Source organism: Streptomyces flaveus (assembly GCF_014647675.1).
Taxonomy (GTDB): domain Bacteria; phylum Actinomycetota; class Actinomycetes; order Streptomycetales; family Streptomycetaceae; genus Streptomyces; species Streptomyces flaveus.
The window spans coordinates 1-19412 of the sequence record NZ_BMPQ01000049.1 but is presented as its reverse complement, the minus strand read 5'-3'; the positions used below and the strand labels follow the sequence as shown (position 1 = coordinate 19412).

The 19412-nt window shown below is 69.1% G+C and carries 13 protein-coding genes and 2 pseudogenes; 8 read left to right on the top strand and 7 right to left on the bottom strand.

The window, feature by feature from the left end; translation table 11 throughout:
- The first annotated feature begins 15 nt into the window (after window positions 1-15).
- On the top strand, window positions 16-486 hold the full coding sequence (locus tag IEZ21_RS44040; RefSeq protein ID WP_119104742.1) for an Lrp/AsnC family transcriptional regulator: 471 nt from the start codon (window positions 16-18) through the stop codon (window positions 484-486).
- An 89-nt stretch (window positions 487-575) separates the two neighbouring features.
- Here IEZ21_RS44040 and IEZ21_RS49045 read toward each other — a convergent pair whose 3' ends face one another.
- Both IEZ21_RS49045 and IEZ21_RS44030 read right to left on the bottom strand, forming a co-directional pair.
- Window positions 576-764 (bottom strand): helix-turn-helix domain-containing protein, encoded by a 189-nt coding sequence (locus tag IEZ21_RS49045; protein ID WP_444544984.1) that lies wholly within the window; start codon window positions 762-764, stop codon window positions 576-578.
- A 595-nt stretch (window positions 765-1359) separates the two neighbouring features.
- A complete protein-coding gene (locus IEZ21_RS44030) occupies window positions 1360-1992 on the bottom strand; it encodes a TetR/AcrR family transcriptional regulator (RefSeq protein WP_165343704.1) in 633 nt (210 codons plus the stop codon).
- 175 nt (window positions 1993-2167) lie between these two features.
- On the opposite strand from IEZ21_RS44030, the gene IEZ21_RS44025 reads away from it, so the two are divergent.
- The 4 genes from IEZ21_RS44025 to uidA all read left to right on the top strand — a co-directional run bounded on the left by IEZ21_RS44025 (window position 2168) and on the right by uidA (window position 7233).
- A complete protein-coding gene (locus IEZ21_RS44025; protein WP_189327425.1) occupies window positions 2168-3460 on the top strand; it encodes a sugar ABC transporter substrate-binding protein in 1293 nt (430 codons plus the stop codon).
- Entirely contained in the window at window positions 3457-4410 is a 954-nt protein-coding gene (locus IEZ21_RS44020) for a carbohydrate ABC transporter permease (RefSeq protein WP_189327424.1), read from the top strand. Before IEZ21_RS44025 ends, IEZ21_RS44020 begins: the two co-directional genes overlap by 4 nt.
- Window position 4411: 1 nt before the next feature.
- Window positions 4412-5287 (top strand): carbohydrate ABC transporter permease, encoded by an 876-nt coding sequence (locus tag IEZ21_RS44015; RefSeq protein ID WP_189327423.1) that lies wholly within the window; start codon window positions 4412-4414, stop codon window positions 5285-5287.
- Between the two features lie 155 nt (window positions 5288-5442).
- Window positions 5443-7233: a beta-glucuronidase gene (gene uidA / locus IEZ21_RS44010; protein WP_189327422.1), complete on the top strand. Its 1791-nt coding sequence runs from the start codon at window positions 5443-5445 to the stop codon at window positions 7231-7233.
- 922 nt (window positions 7234-8155) lie between these two features.
- Here the strand turns inward: uidA and IEZ21_RS44005 are convergent.
- The 4 genes and pseudogenes from IEZ21_RS44005 to IEZ21_RS43990 form a co-directional block, all read right to left on the bottom strand.
- Window positions 8156-8617 (bottom strand): hypothetical protein, encoded by a 462-nt coding sequence (locus IEZ21_RS44005; protein ID WP_246568845.1) that lies wholly within the window; start codon window positions 8615-8617, stop codon window positions 8156-8158.
- A complete protein-coding gene (locus IEZ21_RS44000; RefSeq protein ID WP_189327421.1) occupies window positions 8614-8880 on the bottom strand; it encodes a hypothetical protein in 267 nt (88 codons plus the stop codon). The genes IEZ21_RS44005 and IEZ21_RS44000 overlap by 4 nt, the downstream gene beginning before the upstream one ends.
- A 592-nt stretch (window positions 8881-9472) precedes the next feature.
- A pseudogene (locus tag IEZ21_RS43995) lies at window positions 9473-9622 on the bottom strand (IS5/IS1182 family transposase); the annotation flags it as partial.
- Between the two features lie 92 nt (window positions 9623-9714).
- On the bottom strand, window positions 9715-10164 hold the full coding sequence (locus IEZ21_RS43990) for a DUF2690 domain-containing protein (protein ID WP_189327420.1): 450 nt from the start codon (window positions 10162-10164) through the stop codon (window positions 9715-9717).
- A gap of 266 nt (window positions 10165-10430) precedes the next feature.
- Here IEZ21_RS43990 and IEZ21_RS43985 point away from each other — a divergent pair, with 266 nt between their 5' ends.
- Window positions 10431-13577, top strand: coding sequence for an AfsR/SARP family transcriptional regulator (locus IEZ21_RS43985; RefSeq protein ID WP_189327419.1), 3147 nt, complete (start codon window positions 10431-10433; stop codon window positions 13575-13577).
- Between the two features lie 105 nt (window positions 13578-13682).
- Here IEZ21_RS43985 and IEZ21_RS43980 read toward each other — a convergent pair whose 3' ends face one another.
- Window positions 13683-14486, bottom strand: a complete 804-nt coding sequence (locus tag IEZ21_RS43980; protein ID WP_189327418.1) for a GOLPH3/VPS74 family protein — start codon at window positions 14484-14486, stop codon at window positions 13683-13685.
- 829 nt (window positions 14487-15315) lie between these two features.
- On the opposite strand from IEZ21_RS43980, the gene IEZ21_RS43975 reads away from it, so the two are divergent.
- Together IEZ21_RS43975 and IEZ21_RS43970 are read left to right on the top strand one after the other, a co-directional pair.
- On the top strand, window positions 15316-16752 hold the full coding sequence (locus tag IEZ21_RS43975) for an alpha/beta hydrolase (RefSeq protein WP_189327417.1): 1437 nt from the start codon (window positions 15316-15318) through the stop codon (window positions 16750-16752).
- Window positions 16749-19412: pseudogene (locus IEZ21_RS43970) on the top strand (tetratricopeptide repeat protein); the annotation flags it as partial. The gene IEZ21_RS43975 and the pseudogene IEZ21_RS43970, both read left to right, overlap by 4 nt.

Genomic DNA, 19412 nt, shown 5'->3' with positions numbered 1-19412 from the left:
GCCACACTGGGCACCATGCGAAACGTCGACGCCCTCGACGCCCGGATCCTCCTGGCGCTCGACGCGGACCCACGGGCCACGACGGTTGCCCTGGCCGACCGACTCGGTCTGGCCCGCAACACCGTGCAGGCACGTCTGAAGCGACTGGAAGAAAGCGGTCAACTGAGGGAGCACAGTCGGCGCGTGGCACCCGCGGGTCTCGGCTATCCGCTGCTGGCACTCATCACGATGTCGATCAGCCAGCGCGTGGGGCAGCCCACCCGCGAGGCGATCCTGCGCATTCCCGAGGTGGTCGAGTTGCTCGTCACCACCGGCGACGGCGACCTGCTCGCCCGCGTTGTCGCCCGGGACACCGAAGACCTGCACCGCATCACGAACCTGTTGCTGGAAGCGCCTGGGGTTGTCCGGTCCAACACCACCATCGTCCTGCTCGAGGTGCAGCCCTTCAGTGTCCGGTCCCTGCTGGAGCGACACGCCGGCCCCTGACGCGGAGCGGGTGGCTCGAGCTGCGGAACGGTCGGCTTTCCCATCCGGTGGCCCTCGACTCCGGACAGCGGCAGACATCGGCAGATCGCTCACGGTAGCTGGTCCGCCTCTCTGACGTTTCGGCCAAGCACGATGGTCATAGAGGCTCCGACCTCTGGAGCGGGCGCGGCGTACGGCGGCTCGCCGCTGGGCCTGGAACGGGTGGTACTTGCCGGGTCGCGGTTGCGGCGCACCTCGCGACTGATCATTGCCGGGTCCCGGCCGAGCTCGCGGGCGATGGCACGCAGGACCTCTTGGCCCGCAGTAGGTCGGCGATGACGATCCCCTCGTCCTCCGACAGGTACCGCGGCGAATTCGCGCAGGTGTCCCGCTCCTCGGTGATGGGCGGGTAAACGTGCTCACGGCCTGAACGATCAACGACCTTCCGCCCGTATCGCCAGCGGTTCCCCGTTTTGCGGGCGATGCCCACCTCACGGCACGCGGCCGAGTTACTCAATCCCTGCGCCACGAGCCGAAGGTATTGGTCACGTTTCTCCGCCAACGGGGCAGGTCCAAGCTTCTTGTAGGTCCGCCGCGGCTTGGTCAATGCAACACCCCTCAGGGTCTGGTGTTGCGACCACCTCTGGAACCCAAGCAGTGCACCTCTGTTCGTCCCGCACACGTGTCGCCACCCTGCGCGCTCAAGGGGAAGCGATGCATCTGTACGGAGATACGTAGCCGACGCGCCAGTCGCAGTGCTTGAGAGAAGCACTCGCCCATCCGTATCCCGGTCTCGTTCGCAGTCGCGAACAGCGGCCGGTCGCGTGCCGATCCCGACCGGTGAAACAAGACGGGCGGGCGCGGCGGTCTGCTCGGGAAGGGCGCCTGGTGCTGCTACGGGTGCCGGTCGCCGACGGCAGGATCGCCCAGCAGATCCTCCAAGCCGGCCGATATCCCGGCCAAGAGATCACGCCGCGGGTCGATGAGCCACTGGAGCTGGAGGCCGTCCCACATCGCGACAAGGGCCGCCGCGATCAGCTCGGGGTCCCTCCGGTTCGAGATACGACCCAGGTCCTGGTCCCTGCGTACCGCGGTTGTGAAAGCGGTGATGACCAGCTCGTACCTGTCACGGAACCACTCGTGCGCCGGGTGGTCGGGAGCCGAGGCCTCCGCGGCCATCAGGGCGAGGAGCCGCAGCATCTCCTGTCGTTCCAGGTTGCGGCGGACGTACCGCAGGACCGCGTAGGCCACACCCTTTCCCCGGCTGTCCGACTCGAAGGAGTCGATGCTTGCGTAATCGGCGTTCTCGAGGACGGCCACGAGGAGCGCGCTCTTGCTGGGAAAGTGGTGCACGACGCTGGTCAGGCTGAGGTCGAGCTGCTTGGCGATCTCCCTCAGGGACCCTCCACGGTAACCGCGAGCCGCGAACACGGCGGTCGCCGAGGCGACGATCTCGGCCCTGCGCTGTGCGCTCTTGGCATACGGGCCTCGGCGAGTGGCCGGACGGGCCGCCGTCTTCTCGGTCATGCCCCCAACCCTAAGCGGGCGGCGCGGGGCAGTGTCCGGCCGATATTCCGCCAACATCACCCTTGCTGAAAGTGTGGCACCTGTTCGGTTTTCGCTGTACGGTCTCGCTGACCCACACCACGACGTGCGGCAGAGCCGCTCACGCATCCACCGGGTGGAGAGGAGACGGACAAGGATGTCCACCTCACATGTGTCGAAAGCGCTCATCGGCGGTCTGGCCGCCACACTGGTTCTGGCCGGTTGCGGCCGATCCGATACACAAGGCGGTGGGGGCGCCGCGGGCGCTCCCGTCGGCAACTCACCTGCCAAGGGCGAGATCAACGTATGGGCCATGGGCACCGAGGGAGAGCGCCTGCCCGAGTTGGCCGCGCGCTTCCGGAAGGCCAACCCGGACGCGAAGGTGAAGGTCACGGCCATCCCGTGGCAGGACTACGCCAAGAAGGTCGAAACGGCGATCGCCTCCCAGGACACGCCTGACGCCACGCTCGTCGGATCCGCCGACCTGACGAACTTCGCCTCGACGGGCGGACTCGAGCAGGTGCCGGCCGGCCTCGTCGACACCTCGTCCTTCTACCGAGGCGCCGCTCAGAGCACCACCTACGACGGGGGCACGTACGGCGTCCCCTGGTACGTGGACACACGCGTCCTGTTCTACCGCAAGGACCTGGCACAGGCTGCCGGAGTCTCCGCGCCGAAGACCTGGAAGGAGTACGGCCCGTTCCTCAAGGCCCTCCAGAAGGAGGGCGCGAAGTGGGGCCTGGCGCTGCCCACCGGCGTGGCGGCGAGCTGGCAGGGTGTCCTGCCCTTCATGTGGCAGGCCGGTGCGCGTCTCATGAACGAGAACAGCGCCGAATTCACCTTCGACACACCCGAGGCGCTCAAGGGGCTGGAGTTCTACCAGTCGTTCTTCACATCGAAGACCTCGACCCGCAATGGGGCGGTGAGTCTCGGGGAGATCGAGCCGCAGTTCGTCGCCGGTTCCACCGCCGCACTGATCTCCGGCCCCTGGGAAACGGCACTGCTGAAGGGCGCGGGCGGAGCGGACTTCGTCAAGGACAAGGTGGGGGTCGCCCCGCTCCCCAAGGGGGCGAAGTCCAACGCCAGCTTCATCGGCGGAGGGCACTGGACGGTGTTCAAGAACGCGAAGAACCGCGACGGTGCCTGGAAGTTCATCCGGTGGCTCTCCCGGCCCGACGTCCAGCAGGACTGGTACGAACTGTCCGGAGACCTTCCCGCCGTGCAGCCGGCCTGGAGTGAGGGAGAGCTCAAGTCGGATCCGACGCTGGCCGTCTTCCGATCCCAGCTTCAGACCGCGCTACCCGGCCCGAACGTCACCACGTGGAAGCAGATCGCCGCGGTCATCGATGCCGAGATCGAGAAGGTGGCCAAGGGAGTCTCGTCACCTAAGGCGGCGCTGGAACGGATTCAGGTGAAAGCGTCCGCGATCGGAACGGGGCAGACCCGATGACCACGGCCACCTCCCTGAAGCCCGTACGCGAGAAGTCTTCCACCAGGCAGCCGGCTCAACGGTCGAGGCGCGGTTCCGGACACCTGCGGCGCACACTGATCGCCTGGGCCTTCTGCTCACCCTTCGTCCTGCTGTTCGCCACGTTCGGCATCTGGCCGGTCTTCTCGTCACTGTCGATGAGCGTCACCGACATCACCAGCAGGGACGTGCAGACGCCCTTCAGCGTCAACTTCGTCGGCCTGGAGAACTACACCGCGCTCTTCGACGATCCCACCTTCGTCCGCTCCGCTTTGAACACGCTCTATTTCGTCGCCGTGGGCATACCACTGACGATGGTGCTCTCGCTCGCCGTCGCCGTCGCACTCAACTCCGGGATCCAGCGTGCGAAGGGCTTCTTCCGGGTCGCCTACTTCGCCCCGGTCGTGACGAGCATCGTGGCGGTGGCGGTCGTGTGGAGGTACCTCTACAAGCCCGACGGGATGATCAACTCGGTCCTGTCCGTAGTGGGAATCTCCGGGCCGGACTGGCTGAACGATCCCAACTGGTCCATGCCCGCCCTCATACTGATGGCGGTCTGGCGGCACTTCGGAATCCCCATGGTGATCTTCCTGGCGGGACTGCAGTCGATACCGCCCGAACTGCACGAGGCGGCCGTTGTGGACGGCGCGTCCCGCTGGCGGGCCTTCCGCAGCGTGACCTTGCCGCTGCTCCGGCCCACCACGCTGGTGGTCGCCATCCTGCTCAGCATCAGCTACCTCCAGTTCTTCGAGGAACCGTTCGTCATGACGAGCGGCGGCCCCTTGGACAGCACGACGTCGATCAGCTACTACGCCTACCAGCAATTCGGCTTCGGGAACTACGGACTGGCATCGGCCGCGTCCTATGTGCTGGTCACCGCGATCGCTCTACTGAGCCTTCTTCAGTTCCGCATCTTCCGAGCGAAGGCCTGACATGACCGCCACCACCACAACGACAGGACCAGCCATCCGGGAACGGCGTCCGTCCCGGCGAGTCCCCACGGCCCGTCTTGTTCTCTACGGCGCCCTCGTGCTCGGACTCCTCGCCACCTTGGCGCCCTTTGCCTGGATGTTCCTCGGCTCGGTGAAACCGACGGGTGAGATCGTCGCCCACCCGAGTTCCTGGCTCCCCCGGTCCCCGACCTTCGCCAATTTCGAACAACTGCTGTCGAAGCAGAACTTCGGGCTGTACTTCCTGAACAGCACGCTCGTCGCGGTGGCTTGTGTGCTGGGAAACCTGCTGTTCTGCTCGATGGCCGGATACGCCTTCGCGAAGATCGAGTTCGCGGGGAAGCGTCTGCTGTTCGGCCTCGTCCTCACCATGCTGATCATCCCCGGCGTCACCACCTTCGTCCCACTGTTCGTGCTCGTCAGCAACATGGGCCTGGGCAACTCCTATCTCGGGCTCATCCTGCCCTTCCTCGTGACACCGTTCGGCGTGTTCATCATGCGGCAGTTCATCCGGGACATCCCGGACGCCCTCGTCGAGGCGGCGCGCCTCGACGGTGCGGGCGAATCCCGGATCTTCCTCAGGGTGATCCTGCCGTTGACACGGCCGGCGCTGGCGACACTGGCGATCCTCACCTTCCTCGCGCAGTGGAACAACTTCCTGTGGCCGCTCGTCATCGCGCAGACCGAGGACCACTACACACTGCCCGTCGCCCTCGCCCTCTTCTCCACGGGAGCCAACGGCACCAACTACGGCCTGCTGCTGGCCGGGGCGGTCACGGTCGTCACACCGATCATCCTGCTCTTCCTCGCCCTGCAACGACACTTCATCCAGGGCATCGCCAACACCGGCATCAAATAGACCGGACCGCCGCCCGCCCCCGCCTCGACAGGACCGCCGCCCGCCCCGACCGGCCCCCGGGAGTGCTGACCGTCCCCTGGGCGCCCTTCATCCCCGCCTATTCGACCTATTCGACCGCCGCGTCGACAGGCGTAAACAGAACAGGAGAACCAACCATGCTTCGTCCCCAGGACGGCCCCACTCGTGAACGCCGCTCTCTTGGCGGCCTGTGGAGCTTCCGCCTGGACGCGGAGGGGGCCGGCCGTGCCGAGGGCTGGTGGCGCTCGCAGCTCGCGGGCGCCGTGGACATCCCTGTGCCGGCCAGCTACAACGACATCTTCCCGGACACGACCGTCCGTGACCATGTCGGCGACGTCTGGTACCAGACGCAGGTATGGGTTCCTGCCGGGTGGGCGGGGAAACGGACAGTACTCCGCTTCGACGCCGCGACGCATCGCGCCACCGCCTGGGTCAACGATGTCGAGGTCGCCCGGCACGAAGGCGGTTACACCCCCTTCGAGGCCGACGTCACGGCGCACTTGCGGCCGGGTGCCGAGAACCGTGTCACCGTCGTGGTCAACAACGAACTGACCTGGGAGTCGATACCACCCGGCCGAGTGGAGGAACGCGAGGACGGCCGCCGGGTGCAGCACTACTTCTTCGACTTCTTCAACTACGCGGGCCTGCACCGGCCCGTGTGGCTGTACACCACGCCCCCCGTCCACATCACCGACATCACCGTGACCACCAGCCTGAAGGACACGACCGGCCTCGTCGCCTACCGCGTGGACAGCACCGCTCAAGCCGAAGAGCACGTGGTGCGTGTCTCGCTGCGCGATGCCTCCGGGGTCGAGGTCCATGCCGCCACCGGGGCGGTGGGGACCCTCAGGATCGAGGACGTGCATCCCTGGGCGCCCGGAGACGGCTACCTCTACGAACTCGAGGCCACGCTGTGGAGCACCTCCGGCGACCTCGTCGACAGTTACCGGCAGTCCGTGGGGGTGCGCACTGTAGAGGTACGGGGCAAGGAATTCCTGATCAACGGAGTCCCGTTCTATTTCAAGGGTTTCGGCAAGCACGAGGACGCCGCCGTGCGCGGCAGGGCTCACGACGACACCCTGATGGTGCATGACTTCGCCCTGCTGGAGTGGACCGGCGCGAACTCGTTCCGCACCTCGCACTACCCCTATGCCGAGGAGGTGCTGGACTACGCGGACCGACAAGGTGTGGTGGTCATCGACGAGACGGCGGCCGTCGGCCTGAACCTGAACATCGCGGGAGGTGTTTTCGGCTCCGGCCGGAAGGCGTCCACGTTCTCGCCCGACACCGTGGGTGAGAGCACACTTCGCACGCACCTGCAGGCGGTGAGGGAGCTCGTGGCGCGCGACAAGAACCATCCGAGTGTCGTGCTGTGGTCCATCGCCAACGAGCCGGACAACGTCCAACCGGAGGCGCGCGACTACTTCGCACCACTGGCTGCCGAGGCACGCCGACTGGATCCCTCACGGCCCGTCGCCTATGTCAACGCGCTCATGGGGAAACCGGACGAGTGCGTGGTCACCGACCTGTTCGACGTCGTGCTCCTCAACCGTTACTACGGCTGGTACTTCGGCCCCGACGACCTGGCGGCGGCCGAGACGGATTTGGAGGCGGAACTCCGGCAGTGGGCCGCGCACGACAAGCCCATCGTCATCACCGAGTACGGAGCGGACACTTACCCCGGACTGCGCAGCGTCGTACCCAGCCCGTGGACCGAGGAGTACCAGACCGAACTGCTCGACGTGTATCACCGGGTGTTCGACCGTGTCGACGCGGTCGTCGGCGAGCAGGTCTGGAACTTCGCCGACTTCGCCACGGCGCCTGGTGTCTTCCGTGTCGACGGCAACAAGAAGGGAGTGTTCACCCGAGAACGTCGGCCGAAGGGCGCGGCGTTCAGTCTGCGCGCCCGCTGGCGGAAGGCCGACTAGGGTCAATGCCGTGACTCTGTTGGTGATGTTGATGGGGTCATGCGGTCGCTGTGCACAGAGCACGGAAGTGGCTTGCTCGGCGGCGGGCTGTGGGTGGGGTGCACGAGGGCAAGGTGTTCTACCGCGTGAGTGTCGAGCCGTAGCGCCTGCGAGGCCTGACCCCGGGCACGACAAAGGCGCCCCCTGCACGGCCACTGTGGACCGTACAGGGGGCGCTCCTATCGATCGTCCTCGACATACCCCGGCACGTCACACATGCCGCGCCAGTCGACTGTGTCATCCCCTACGCCCTCATAGCTTTCGCGGCAAGTGTCCCGGTCCTCTCGGGGATTTGACGAGTCGGAACCGCTGCCGGCCCCGTAGCCGACTGCGGCGACGAGGGCTACGACGGCTATTGAGACCTTGGCCCACCCTGGCATGCTGGCGTTTCTCCGTGGCCCAGATGCGGAGGCGCGGGTACGGGAGGGGGGCGAGGAACTGGCTCGGGCCTCCAGTGAAGCGGTGGGGTGCCTGGCACTCCTGGCGTGAAAGGCTGCTGCACCGGCTTCTCGTCCAACCACTGCGGGGACTGGTGATCCACAGCCCTCGTGGGTGCAGTACAGCGTTCTGACGGTCTCCGACACGACGGTCTCCTCGACGGCTCGGGCGGGCAGCCGTTCCCCCCTGGGAACGTCACAGCATGACACGACAAAGGTGCCCCCAACTACGGCCGTGGTGACCGTGGTTGGGGGCACCGTTGTGGCTCTACGGGTACTGGCGTCGGGTGGGGGCGAGGGCTGCGGCCTGCGGGTTGTTGCCGTTCCCGGGCTCCGGGTCGGGGGCGACGTCGCGGCGGCAGACCAGTGCGTCCGGGTCGTCGGCTGGCGGCTGAAGCGAATACCCGTCGGGGCACGAAGGTCCGGCTGGCCCTCGGTCGCCGGTATCACCTTTCTCGCCCTGCTTCACCTTGGGGTCCTGGAACGGTCGAGTCCGCTCCTGGCTGGCCAGGAGCGCCTGACGGTCCGGGCACTGTGGAGTCGCGGCCGGGTGCACCGGACGTGCCGGGCGACGGGGTGATGGTGGGGGCCGGCTTCCCCGGATCGCCCTTCTCGCCCTTCTCCCCGGGGACAGGGATCGGCACGGGGACCCGCTCGTGGGCGGGCAGGTCCTCCACCGCCCTACTCGGATCAGGCGCCTTCGGTACCTCGCCCGCCTGGACCTGCGCCCGCAGGACGCGGACGTCGCCGGCGAGCGTGCCGACGGCCACGCCCCGCTTGTCGACCTCGTCGGCCAGCTGGCTGTACCAGGACCATCCGATGACAGCTGCGCCGGAGAGCGCCAGTAGCCAGCACAGGACGGCGATCGAGCGCCAGTGACCGGCGAGCGCCCGCTCTGTACGGGTCACGGCTCTCCTCCGAGTTGGATGACCTTGATCTGCAGGCGGGCGATCTCGATGAGATCGTCCTTGCGCTGCTGCTGCAGGACGGCGAGCTCCGCGCGTGCCGTGTCTCGTTCGGTCTTGGCGCGGGCGAGTTCTTCCTGGACTTGGTCCGTCACCGAGTTGAAGCGGGCGGTGGCGTTCTCGCCGCGCTTGCCGAGGTACGCCACCGCCGAACCGGACAGCACCCCGACGAGCGCAAGTACCGCGCCGATGGTGGCGGCGTCCAAGATGGCTCCCTACTGAGGGCGCGGGGGGTCGGCCGCCTGCCGGTTGGGCACCGCCCACGTGGCGACGGCCGCGGTGACGACGGCGATGAGGATCGTTGACGCCTCCGCCGACGTGGGGGTGTTCCGCTCTTCTCGCAGTTCTTCGGCGCATTCCCCAGGTTCTCCCCTCCTGCGCGGGAGTTGCCGATCCGATGAAGATCCGGACCGTCGAGCGCCGCCTCGTCCCCGCCCGCGCAGGGGTTGCCCGTTGCACGAGGAGCGGACAGCCGCGAGAGTGCAGGCCGAATGGAGGGCTCGTCGGTGGGCAGGCCGAGATGTTCGTGCAGATCGTGGACGCGGAACACCTTCCCGGGGTGCTCGTTGAACGTGGTCACGATGCGCTGGTAGATGGTGGCGGTCTCCGCCGGGGCCGTTGCGTGGTCGGGAGGGGTGAGGCCGTCGATGACCTTGCGGGCGGCGGCGAGCTCGGCCAGGCGGGCTTCGGTCTCGGCGAGGTCGGTGGTGAGCCGCTCGATCTGCTCGCGCAGGTTGCCGGCGCGGGCTGCGGTCTCATCGTGTTCGCTCTGCAGCAGCCGCAGGAGTTCGCTGACGTTCACGTGGCCAGCTCCACGTCGTCCCGCCAGGTGGGGGCAGGGGTGGTGAGGCGGCGGAGCATGCCGGCGGTGGAGGCCCAGTAGACGCGGGAGGCCGCGTTGTCGGGTCGATGGTCGTAGTCGCGGGCGAGGCGCCGGTGCAGCACGAGGTGCTTACCCTCGCCTCGTGACGGTCAGCCAGAACGACGGGGGCAGGGCCCGCCGCGTGCGTCGCGGCGGGCCCTGCCGGGGTCGGTGCGTGTCAGTAGCTCGACGTGCGACCGTTGTAGGTCCGCGCGCCGCTGTCCCACTCACCCTTGGCGTACGAGGTCACGTTGATGTCGTTGACCATCCGGGTGTAGCAGCTCGTGGCGCCGCGCTGCACGGCGCAAGTGTACTCGCGCCCGTCGGAGTTGCGGTGGACGGTCGCGAACGGGGTGAACTGGCCGTTTCCGTAGCTCGCGCGGGAGATGCGCGCCCACGCAGCCCGGCAGCTCGGGCTGTAGCGCAGCTCCAGGTACGCCTGGCCGAGCTGCACCCCGCCTACGGGGGACGTGGCGTCGTCTGCGCAGTAGGTCTGGGGGTCCTTGCCCTCACAGGACGAGCCGTAGCAGCCCGCGGTCGGGGCCGCACTCGCGGGGGCGGCGACGGCGGTGCCCGCCCCGGCCATCATCAGGACGGACGCGGCCGCGGCCCAGCGCCGAAGGTTCATGTTCTGTCTCCTCTTGGGGTGTTTCTGCGTCCAGGTCGACCCGGGCCCCTGCCGAACCCCGTACGACAGGGGACCCGGCGGCGCCGATGTGACGCGCCGTCAGGATGCTGTCCCGTGAGGCTGGTTCGTGCGGCGGAACGCCTGACGACCTGCGCCGTGAGGATCTACGGTGGACCTTGCGAAAATCTTGTGACGTCCGGCGCAGTGCCGACCGGTCACGGAGCTGGCGGATCGATCGGAGTACCAGTGGAAGCACGGCGTCAACGGTGAGACTGCACTTGCTCGGCCCCCTGGAGCTGTGGGTCGGGGGGCGGCTGCGCGAGGTGGGGCAGCCGCGCCGGCGGGCGGTCCTCGCGGCGCTGGCGACGGACGCCGGGCGTCCCGTCCCCGTGGACACCCTGATCGACCGCGTGTGGGACGCCGATCCGCCCGACGGGGCCAGGTCGGTCCTGTACGCGCACATCAGCCGGCTGCGACGGCTCCTGGAGGACGCCGCGTCGACCGAATCAGAAGGCGCCCCGCGGGACGGGGAGGGCGGGGCGCTCCGTATCGTCAGGACCTCCGGCGGCTACGTCCTGGAAGCGGGCGAGAACGCCGTCGACCTGCTGCTTTTCCGCGCGCTCGTCGCCCGGGGCCGGGCGTGCCCCGCCGAGGCCGAGCGGGCCCGTGTGCTGGAGGAGGCGCTGCGGCTGTGGCGGGGTGCGCCGCTGCCGGAGCAGGCTGGGGCGTGGGCCGAGCGCATGCGGACCGTGTGGACCGGCGAGCGGATCGAGGCGGCGCTCGACTGGGCCGGGGCCCTCCTGCACGAGGGGAGGCCGCAGGAGGTGCCCGCCCTGCTCCGCCCCCTGGCGGCCGAGCACCCCCTGTCCGAACCTCTGGCCATGATGCTCGTCCGCGCCCTGGGCGAGGCCGGGCGGAAGGCGGAGGCGGTGCACGCCTACACCGGGATCCGGCAGCAGCTGGCCGACGAACTCGGTGTGCCTCCGGGGCGTGAACTCCGGGCCACGTACGAGGAGTTGCTGAGCGAGAGCGATGATGGGCAGCCGTCCGCCGAACCGCGCCCCGCGCCCGCCCCGGCTGCCGTCGCCCCCGCGCCAATCCCAGCCCAACTCCCCATGGACGTCTGTCCCTTCACCGGCCGTGACGAGCAACTCGCCGAACTGACAGGGCATCTGCTCGCCGGGGAGGACGTCCGCCGGACGGCGGCGGTGATCGTCTCCGCCGTCTCCGGCACCGCGGGCGTCGGCAAGACCGCGCTGGCCGTCCACTGGGCGCACCGGATGCGTGACGCCTTTCCCGACGGGCAGCTCTACGTCGATCTGCGGGGCTACGACCCGGAGGAGCCGGTGTCCGCGGCCCAGGCCCTCGCCGGGTTCCTCACCGCGCTCGGCGTCCCCGGGCCGGAGATCCCGCGGCGGCTCGACGACCGGGCGGCGCGCTACCGGACGGCCGTCGACGGACGGCGGCTGCTCGTCCTCCTCGACAACGCGGCCTCCGCCGCCCAGGTCAGACCGCTGCTGCCGGGCGGCCCGGACTGCCGGGTGCTGATCACGAGCCGGGACGCGCTGGCGTCGCTGGTGGCGGTGCACGGAGCGCACCGGGTGATCCTCGACGCGCTGTCCCCCGACGACGCGACAGCGCTGCTGCGTGCGCTGATCGGGCCGCGCGTGGACGCCGAGCAGGCCGAGGCCGCGGCCTTGGCGGAGCAGTGCGGGCGGCTGCCGCTGGCCCTGCGGGTGGCGGCCGAGCTGGTGCTGTCGCGTCCCGCCGAGTCGCTGGCCGGCCTGGTCGCCGAACTGCGGGACCGCCGACGGCGGCTCGACCTGCTGGACGGTGACGGAGATCCGCGGGCCGCGGTGCGCGCCGTGTTCTCCTGGTCCTACGACCGTCTCCCTGAGCTGCCCGCCCGGCTGTTCCGGCTGCTGGGCCTGCATCCCGGTCCCGAGGTCGACGTCCACTCCGCCGCCGCCCTGGCCGGCGAGTCCGCCGACCGCGCCCGGCGTGCGCTCGACGTGCTGGCCGGCGCGCACCTGGTGCAGCGGACCGGTCCCGGCCGGCACGGCATGCACGACCTGCTGCGGGCCTACGCCGGGGAGCTGGCCGCCCGGCACGACCCGGCGCAGGACCGGTACGCCGCCATGGCCCGGCTGCTGGACCACTGCCTGGCGGCGTCCGCGGCGGCCATGGACCTGCTCTACCCGGCCGAACGGCATCTGCGCCCCACCGTCGAGCTGCCGGCCACCGGACTGCCGCCGCTACGGACGGCCGAGGAGTGCCGCGCCTGGCTGGCCGCCGCCCAGCCCACCCTGGTGGCGCTGTGCTCGCGGACCGAGGAGCCCGGCCCGTCCGGGCACACCGTGCGCCTCGCCACCACCCTCCACCGGCACTACGAGCGGTCCGGGCACTACGCCGACGCCCTGGCCGTCCACACCCACGCGCTGCGGGCGGCCCGCTCGGTCGGCGACGCCCGCGGCGAGGCCGACGTGCTGGTCTGTCTGGGGGCGGTGCACCGGCGGCTCGGCGACTACGACAGCGCGCAACGGCACCACGACACCGCGCTCGCGCTGTGCCGGCGCGTCGGGTACCGGACCGGCGAGGCCCGGCACCTGACCAACGTCGGCGTGCTGCACGAACTGCGCGGGCAGTACCGGGAGGCCGCCGAGCACCATGAGCGGGCGGTCGGGCTGTTTCGCGCGGAGGGCGACGCGCACGGCGAGGCGGACGTGCTGAACAACCTGGGCATCGTGCACGAGTTGCTGGAGGACTACCAGGCGTCGATCAAGAAGTACCGCCGAGCACTGGAGCTCTACCGCTCGACGGGCCACCCGCTGGGCGAGGCCAGCGCGCTCGGCAACCTGGGCATCGTCGTGGCCCGGCTGGGCGACCACACGGCCGCGGCCGGGTACTTCGAGCGCGCGCTGACCCTGTTCCGACGGCTCGGTAACACCGGCGGGGAGGGGCACGCGCTGTCCAACCTGGGCAACGCGCTGCACGGTCTCGGCCGGGACGACGAGGCGGCCGCGCACCAGCGCCGGGCCCTGGACCTCTTCCGCCGGACCGGGGAGCGCTATGGCGAGGCCGGCGCCCTCAACGGCCTGGGCGAGGCGTTGCACGGAACCGGACGGCACACCGAGGCCCTCGACGCGCACGCCTCAGCGATGGACGTGGCGTCGGCGATCGAGGAACGGGAGGAACAGGCGCGCGCCCACCTCGGCATGGCCTTGGTCCGGCAGGCGCTGCGGGACCAGGAGCGGGCCGCGTACCACCTCCGGGCGGCGCTGGCGCTGTACACGGCGCTCGACTCGCCCCGCGTCGACGAGGTGCGCAAGGCGCTCCTGCTGCTGGACACACCGGCCCGGACGGCCGAGGGGACCGGGGCGGAGGAGGAGAGCCAACCGAGCGGTGCGTCATGAGTGGCACGTTCGGTATACGCCTTGTTGATTTCGGGATCGTAAAGGTCGGGGGTTTATCAACGCCGGTCTTCACGTTGTCGGGCACCAGTTGGCGTGGGACACCTCTCAGTCGAGCGAGCGCCGCGCCTCCTCGTCGGCCTCCCTGACGGAGCGGACGGCGGCGGCGATCGGATTGCCGCTGGTGATGTGCTCGATATGGCGGTGGGTGTTCAGGTACTCGTGGCCGGGGAAGAGGCGTCCGCTGAGGCCGGCAGCCCCGACCAGAGCGACGAGGTGCATCGCGCGCCGGGACGGCGCTTGGGACCGCTCAGTGTGGGTGACCGCTCGGACTGTCTCGTCGATCCTGGCAGTGGACTCCCGGGCGTATCCGGGCGACGCATTGTTCCAAGTGGTGCGGGGCACGATCCCGAGGATTCGGCGGCGGTGAGCGATCACCAGCCCGCGGGCCTCCATTGCTTCCAGGTAGCGCTCCTCGATGTCGCGGAAGCGATGCCAGGAGCTGATCCAGTCGCTGAGTGTCCAGTTCGGCAGGCCGGAGGCCAATGCGAAACGCATTCCGGCGGAGGCGCGAGCGGCGACGCCACGAGGGGGCACGACGTGGCGCAGGTTGCGGAAGCTGTCCGGCCCGCCGACCAGTCGCGACTGCTCATTGCCGAGTTGGCCGGGCGCAATATCGCTGTTGAGCTGCTCGAAGAGACGATCGATGACGGGCTCTCCCCGTGTAAGCGGCCGCAGTTCAACGATCTTGGACTGCTCGATGATGATCGCGCCGCGCAGCTCGAGCTCCGCGAGCACAGCCCCGGACAGTGCCCGGGCAAAGAAGTCCGGCGGTCGGATGCGGCCGGTTTCCGGGTCCCCGCAGGCCAGCAGAAGCTCTTCGGGCAATGTGAGGAACGGGCGGTCGTACATGGCGGCGCCTTTCCTGGTCGCACGGTGCTGGACACCTGAGCACAGTTCACGACGCCGTACCCGGCCGTGCGGTTGCAGCCACAGCGCCGACGACATCCTGCGCAAACAGATGGGGGCTGAACGCCTGGTGGTGGCGCGCGACAGCCGTGATGGCGTGGTGGGGCTGGGTATCCGGCAACTGGGCGCCGACCGTGGGAGGGCGACAGGAGGGCCATGCCCTCCAGCGGTTCCTCGTCCAGGGCGATTCCGAAGCGAGAAGAGTTTCAGGTGACTGCATGGGAAGCCGCACCAGCTCTACCGACCGGTCCACTGTTACGGAACGTCACAGATCACGGGTTCTGGCGCTGCGTGCCCTGCCCGGAAGTCCTGGCGACAACAGCCTGCCTTGGTGACAGCTATCGTGCTTCGGCTCAATTACTGACTTCGGCTCAATTACTGAGGCCCCCGCGGGCGGTGCCATTTTTGCTCTGCGACGGATTCGGGGCGCCTTCGGGTGGCCGGCGGACACCGCGTTGGACGGGAGCTGCAGTGCAGCAGCCGGACACCACCCGGTCCTCATCCCAGCCAACGAGTGTCCTGAGGTCACGTCTGTCGCTCCCGCCAGAATGTTTTCAGTTCTGACCATTTCCGGTCCGACATGCCCGTCAACTGACCATTGAGTTCCGGTCCTGCGGAAAACGCCCCCTCGAATCACCGAATGGCATTGGTCCCGATTCTCGATGCAGTGAAACCCTGCCGAACATGTGCGATCCGGCGCTATCTTCGTACCCCTGATTGGTCGTCACCCTGGTCCAGCGCCCCGGTGGCGAGCGTGAACGGGGGAACAGCGGTGGCTTCACTCAAGCATCTTGTCGTCGTAGTGCCCGGAATCGGCGGAAGTGTCCTGCAGACGACGGAGGGGGCTGCCCGCTGGGATGGGCACCGACGGCGGTTTGTCGCCGCCGCCACCCGGCCGCACCGGCTGGGCCTGGATACGCACCCGGACCTGGTCCCGGTCGGTCTGATGCCGGACATCACCTTGATCGGCCCCTTCGTCGTCCCGGGCTATGACGGCCTGGTACGCAAGATCCGCAACCACTTCGATGACGTGCAGGTGGATGTCTCCCTGCCTGGGCGTGAGCCAAACAATCGTGCTGACCTGGTCCTCTTCCCGTACGACTTCCGGCACAGCATCCGGCATGCGGCCGAGCGCCTCGCCTCCGATGTCGCTGCCCGTCTGGGCGGTGAACACTCCGGGGCACGCCGACGGCGCGTGATCGTGGTCGCGCACTCCATGGGCGGCCTGGTCGCCCGCTACTGGCTGGGCCCCCTGGGCGGCGCGGTCGACTGCGCGGCGCTGATCACCCTCGGTACCCCGCACCGTGGCGCTCCCAAGGCGCTGAGTGTCCTGGCGAACGGGCTGAAGGTGGGCCCCAAACGGTTGGCCGGACTCACCGAAGTGCTGCGTCAGTGGCCGTCGGCCTACGAACTCCTGCCGCGTTACCCGGCGGTGGCACAGTTGGGCAGCGCGGAACGGCTCAGGCCCTACGAGTTGGGGGAAGGGGCCACTGTCGACGCGTCGTTCGTCTCGCGGGCGAAGGCCGCCTTCGGCGTTCACCAGGATATCGAGGCGGCCTGGACCGAGCTGTCCGGCAGCCCCAACTGCCCTGAGCTGACAGCCGTGTTCGGCCGGGGCCACGCCACCCTTCAGCAGGCCCTGCTCTCGCCTTCCGGTCTGTCGGTGACGAAGGGCGCACCGGGCTGGCTGCCCAACCCCGACTGGCTCGGCGACGGTACGGTCCCCGCGATCTCGGCCATCCCCATCGAGCAGCAGGACATGCGCGCCCGCAGGGCGGTGGCGGAGCGTCATATGGTGCTCGCTTCCTCGTCGGTGGTGGTCGACATCCTGGCCGAGTACGCCGGTGAATCGCTCGAGTCCGTACGAGGGGACAAGCCCGACCGCCCCTGGCTCGGACTCGACCTGGACGACACCGCCCTGTCCGGTGACCCGGTTGCGGTCGGTGTCGTTCTTCACGGCGCGCAGGCCGACGAGCGGACGCAAGTACGGATACGGGTCCGTGCTCGCGACGGCCAGGAGAAGGCCGGCGCGCCATGGCTGCCATGCGCCAGGTCCGGTGACAACCAGTGGCAGGCGCAACTCTTGCCACCGGGCGCCGGGGCGTACTCGGTGGAGGTCGCGGCCACCGGTGTGCCGACGGTGGATCGCCTTCGGGCCGAGGATGTACTGGGCGTGGTCGAGGCGGGGTACGAGGGAGCGGGCTCGTGAGTACGGCATGGCGCCGGTGGGCTACCAGCGATCCCAGGGCCTTGATCGAGTACGTCCAGCGCGGACGTCCGGGCGAGCGTGCGAGCGGGGCACCGGCCGACCTCCTCGGCACCGGCATGCCCGCCCCCGGGGACGGCCCTCCCGCAGCTCGCGCACGTGCCTTGTACGAGGCCTTCGCCGCCCTCCGTATCCAGTACGCCGATGAGCCGACCACCAGTGATCCCGGCCGCCAGACCATCCGGCCGCCGGACCAGGTGCTCCGCCGGCCACGCCATGGCACCTGCCTGGACCTCGCGGTCACCTTCGCCGGAGCGTGCCTGGACGCCGGGCTCCACCCACTGATCATCGTCCTGGCCGGCGCCAAGCCGGGTGATCCGGCGCACGCGCTGGTCGCTGTCTGGCTTGACGGCAACTGGTCCAACCGCGCGCACCGGGACTACCGCTGGGACGAACAGGACCCCGACTGGCAGACCCTTCCACCTGACTTCATCGACCAGCTCGCCGAGAGCGAGGACTCTCCAGGCACATTCCTCGCCATCGACATCACCGGCGTCGCCTCCCGTGCCGACACGGCCGACCCGCGACGGCGGGAACAGCAGTCCTGGGCTCAGTCGGTCGCATACGGCGCCGCGCTCCTGCGGGAAGCCGCCGAGGACCGTTGGAGCGTGACGATCGACGTCGGTCTCGGCTACGAGCACAGTGAGCCACACCCCTTGCCCTACCGGCCCACCACCGATGTCCTTGCACCGCCCTATCTGCCGGTGCCGGAGTCGGTGGCGGTGGACGGCGACACCCACAGCGGGCCGCTCAAGTTCCTGTGGGCACGCCACGACGCCATCCGCTTCCATCCACGGGACGAACTCGACTTTCTCCAGGACTGGTTCCAGGCCCCCGATCCCCTGGGGCCGCGCACTCGGATCGCCCTGCTGCACGGTGTCGGCGGAGCGGGAAAGACCCGCCTGGCGGCGGAACTCGCCCACCGGCTCTCCGCCACCGGCTGGTACGCCGGATTCCTCGTCCGCGACCCCGACCCCCAGGACCGGGCCTGGCTGAGCGAGGTCGCCTCCCCGCTGCTGGTCGTCGTCGACTACGTCGAGGACCGCAAGTCCGCGGACGTCATCAATGTGCTGCGCACCCTGCGGGAGCGCGAAGCGCCCACCTGCCTGCTGTTGACCGCGCGAACAGTCAGCGGCTGGTGGGAGGAGGAGATCGCGGTGGCACTCAGGGAAGAAGTCCTTCCCTACGCTCTGCACGACAGCGCTCTGGAAGCCCGTCACCCCCGACAGGCGGGCGTCTACCGGGCGGCAGTGCGCTCCTTCGGCGGGTCGGAAACCATCGCCATGGGCAGCAGCCCGCCTCCTGACCCCGACTCCGGCAGGTGGACCACGCTGGATCTGGTCATGCTCGCCTGGCTCGCCGCCCGATCGGACGGTACAGGGAGGACCCCCGGGTCGGAGGAGGAGCTGTACGAGAAGATCCTCGACCACGAACTGGGCTACTGGGTGCGGGCGTACAAGTCCCAGATCGGCAAACCCTCGAAGCGAACGAAAGGGATACTCCGCGAAGCAGGAGCCTGCCTCAGCCTCCTCGCCCCACGGGAGAATCGGCTCGACCACACCCTCAAGGCGATCGAAGAACTGACCAATGACAGTGGGCGGCGCGATGAGATAGCCGCGCTGCTCGCGGACCTTCTGCCCGCCGCTCCCGAAGACGGCACACTGGCGGTCCGGCCGGACCCGCTCGGCACCCACCTGGCATCCAGCGTGTTCGGGCCGGATCGCGCACTACTCCGCGAGTGCTTGAAGGAAGCAAACGAGGAAGAGCAACTCAACGCGTGCGTGGGCGTCTCGCGGTTCGCCTGGTCGAGCGACGAATCCACCACGGCGGACATCGCTCAGGCCGCCTTGGACGCGGCCCCCGGTCTATGGCAGTCGGCGCTCTCGGTGGCCGCGACGCAGGGTGGCGTCTTCGTCAAGGCATTGGAACGGTTCGCCGAAGCCGAGGAAACACCACTGCCACTGGCCGAACTGGCTGCGACGGTACCGACCGGACACAGCACCCTGCGCGGCCTCGCACTGATCGCCGCCAGGCGCTCCGAACCCGACGACGCCGTCGGTATGTCCGAGGAAGCACGAGCAGCTCGCGCCTTGTGGCTCAACAACCTCTCGGTTCGGCAGAGCGAGGTAGGCGACCGTGAGGCGGCACTCGTCTCCATCACCGAAGCCGTCGAGCTCTACCGCACTCTCGCCCAGGCGAACCGCGCCGCCTTCCTCCCCGACCTCGCTTCCTCCCTCAACAACCTCTCCAACCGGCAGAGCGACGCCGGGGACCGTGAGGCGGCACTCGTCTCCATCACCGAAGCCGTCGAGCTCTACCGCACTCTCGCCCAGGCGAACCGCGCCGCCTTCCTCCCCGACCTCGCCGGAGCCCTCAACAATCTCTCGGTTCGGCAGAGCGGCGCTGGGGACCGCGAGGCGGCGCTCACTTCCATCACCGAAGCCGTCGAGCTCTACCGCACTCTCGCCCAGGCGAACCGCGCCGCCTTCCTCCCCAACCTCGCCGGAGCCCTCAACAACCTCTCCAACCAGCAGAGCGGCGCTGGGGATCGTGAGGCGGCGCTCACTTCCATCACCGAAGCCGTCGAGCTCTACCGCACTCTC

Bases quoted from the DNA above. Each gene is read 5' to 3' on its own strand.
- IEZ21_RS44040 (WP_119104742.1), top strand. From the start codon at position 16: ATGCGAAACGTCGACGCCCTCGACGCCCGGATCCTCCTGGCGCTCGAC.
- IEZ21_RS44030 (WP_165343704.1), bottom strand. From the start codon at position 1,992: ATGACCGAGAAGACGGCGGCCCGTCCGGCCACTCGCCGAGGCCCGTAT.
- IEZ21_RS44025 (WP_189327425.1), top strand. From the start codon at position 2,168: ATGTCCACCTCACATGTGTCGAAAGCGCTCATCGGCGGTCTGGCCGCC.
- IEZ21_RS44020 (WP_189327424.1), top strand. From the start codon at position 3,457: ATGACCACGGCCACCTCCCTGAAGCCCGTACGCGAGAAGTCTTCCACC.
- IEZ21_RS44015 (WP_189327423.1), top strand. From the start codon at position 4,412: ATGACCGCCACCACCACAACGACAGGACCAGCCATCCGGGAACGGCGT.
- uidA (WP_189327422.1), top strand. From the start codon at position 5,443: ATGCTTCGTCCCCAGGACGGCCCCACTCGTGAACGCCGCTCTCTTGGC.
- IEZ21_RS43990 (WP_189327420.1), bottom strand. From the start codon at position 10,164: ATGAACCTTCGGCGCTGGGCCGCGGCCGCGTCCGTCCTGATGATGGCC.
- IEZ21_RS43980 (WP_189327418.1), bottom strand. From the start codon at position 14,486: ATGTACGACCGCCCGTTCCTCACATTGCCCGAAGAGCTTCTGCTGGCC.